At 68.8% G+C, this 2,701-nt stretch carries 1 protein-coding gene; it reads right to left on the minus strand.

Going from position 1 to position 2,701, the window contains the following annotated elements:
- Positions 1-2,701: amino acid adenylation domain-containing protein (locus tag ACIQ7H_RS22240; protein WP_395795689.1), on the minus strand; the 2,701-nt coding region annotated here is incomplete at both ends.

Genomic DNA, 2,701 nt, shown 5'->3' on the forward strand with positions numbered 1-2,701 from the left:
ATGTAGGCCACCAGCCAGTCGCCGGCGGCGCCGTCCTGCCGCACGTTCACCGCGCAGGCCTGCACGTCCGGCTGCTCTGCCAGCCGTGCTTCGATCTCGCCCAGTTCGATCCGATACCCGCGCAGTTTGACTTGCTGGTCGATGCGGCCGAGGTAGTCGAGCTCGCCGTCGCTGCGCTGACGCACGCGATCGCCGGTCCGATACAGACGGCCGTCGTTTCCGTAGCCATCGACGACGAACTTCTCGGCGGTCAGTTCGGCTTGACCACGGTAGCCCGTCGCCAGCGCGCGGCGTCCCACGTACAGCTCGCCCGGGGCGCCCTGCGGCGCCCGTGCGCCGTGCCGGCCCACCACGTACAGCCGCGCGTTCGGCAGCGGCCGCCCGATCGGCACCGCGGTACTGAACTGGTCGTCGCTCGCGTCGTACGCGCTGCAGCCGACGATCGCTTCGGTCGGGCCGTAGTGATTGAACAGCCGCGCCTGCGGAAAGTGCGCGCGCAGCCGTGCCAGGTCGGCGCCCGCCAGAGCTTCGCCGCCGATCACGAATACGTGGGGCACCGTCGATGTCCAGCGCGCCGGCAGCGTCAGCAGGCGAATGTGGCTCGGCGTCAGCCGCACCAGGCACGGCTGCGCTTCATCGCTCAGCCCGGCCCAGCCGGCGCCCATTTCATCGCCGGCCGCCGCCAGCACGATGCGCCCGCCACTCTGCCATGGCAGATACACGCTCGGCACCGTCAAGTCGAACGCCAGGCTGGTCATCAGGTACGCGCCGCTCAGCGACTCCGCGTAGTAGCGCGCGCGGGCGCCGGCACAGTAATCCAGCACCGCTGCATGCGAGACCTCGACCCCTTTGGGCCGCCCGCTCGAACCCGATGTATACAGCACGTAGGCCAGCGCATCGCCGCCACGCGCCATCTCGGGGTCGCTCGCCGGCTGGCTCGCGTACAGCCGCTCGGCCAGCCCGCCGTCGAGCGGGATCAGCATCGTCTCCAGGGTCAGCTCGTCCTGCCACTGGCTCTGGCACAGCACCCGCTCGATGCCGGACTCGTCGATGATTTCCTGCAGCCGCGCCTGCGGTTGCTGCGGGTCGAGCGGCACATAGGCCGCGCCGGATTTCAGGATCGCCAGCAGCCCGATCAGCTGCTGCAGACTGCGCTCGGCACACAGCCCTATCAGATGGCCGTCGCCGACGCCTTGGCTGCGCAACAGGTGGGCGACACGATTCGCGCGCTCGTTGAGGCTGCGGTAGCTGAGCACGCCCTCCGCGCTGTGCACTGCGATCGCTTCCGGTGTCCGCTGCGCCTGCTGTTCGACCGCATGGTGCAACGCGCCCTCGGCCGCATACGCCGCCGTCGCGGCATTCCATTCGGCTTGGGCCTGGCGCTCGCGTGCGCTGCCAAGGTCCAGTTCCCAGACGCCGACATCGGGATGCGCCAGCACCTGCGTCAGCAGCTGCTCGAACGCCTCCGCCAGACGCTCGATCGTGGCCGGCTCGAACAGGTCGACGTTGTATTGCCAGCCCAGAGCGATGCCTGCGGCGCTCTCGCGCGCGTTCAGCTCAAGGTCGTACTGCGAGCCCACCTCGTCGACACCCAGCGGTGTCAACGACAGGCCGGCCAGCTGCAGCTCGCCCGCCTCGACGTTGTTCAACGAGAACAACACCTGCACCAGCGGGTTGTGGCTCAAGCTGCGCTCCGGGCGCAGCGTCTCGACCAGCATCTCGAACGGCACCTGGGCATGGCCGTAGGCTTCGAGGATCCGCTGCCGGCTGCGCGCCAGTGCGCGCGCAAAGCCCGGGTTATCGTCGAGCTCGGTGCGCAGCACCAGCGTGTTGATGAAGAAGCCGATCAGGCCCTCTACATCCTGATGCGTGCGACCGGCCGTGCTGGTGCCCATCACGATGTCCGACTCGTCGCTGTAGCGCGCCAGCAGCACCGCAAACGCGGTCTGCAGCGCCATGAACAACGTGGCGCCCTGCGCACGCGCGTAGTCCTGCAGCTGCGTCGACAGCGCCGCAGGCAGCCGCCGCTCAAGCAAGCCACCGACAAAGCGCTGCTGTACCGGTCGCGCATGATCCAGCGGCAGCGAGTGCACCGACGGCGCTCCGGCCAACCGCTCGCGCCAGTAGCCAAGCTCGCGCTCCAGCACCTCGCCCTGCAGCCATTGACGCTGCCACGCCGCGTAGTCGGCGTACTGCACCGGCAGCGCAGGCAGCGGATCCTCACCACCCGCGACAAAGGCCGCATACAGCGCGCTCAGCTCGCGGATCAGTACGCCTTGCGACCAGCCGTCGGAGGCAATGTGATGCATGTTGAACAGCACCACGTGCTGGTCGTCCGACAAGCGCAACAGCTGCACCCGCAGCAGCAGATCGTGCTGCAGATCGAACGCGCGCTGCGCATCGGCGCGCGCACGTGCCTGCACCTCGCGCTGCTGCGCTTCGCTCGGCTGCGCCGTCAGGTCAATCAACTCCACCGGCACCCGCAGCGCAGGCCGCGCCACCTGATGCACCGCTCCCTCCACCTCGACGAAACGGGTCCGCAGAACCTCATGACGCTCAACGATCCGGTCCAGGGCACGGCGCAGCGCGTCCACCTCCAAAACCCCGCTCAAGCGCAAGGCCGCAGGCATGTTGTAGTGCCCGCTGCCGCCCTCCAGACGGTCCAAAAACCACAGCCGCTGTTGGGCGTAGGACAGGGGCG

The organism is Aquimonas sp. (genome assembly GCF_044377145.1).
Taxonomy (GTDB): Bacteria; Pseudomonadota; Gammaproteobacteria; order Xanthomonadales; family Xanthomonadaceae; genus Aquimonas.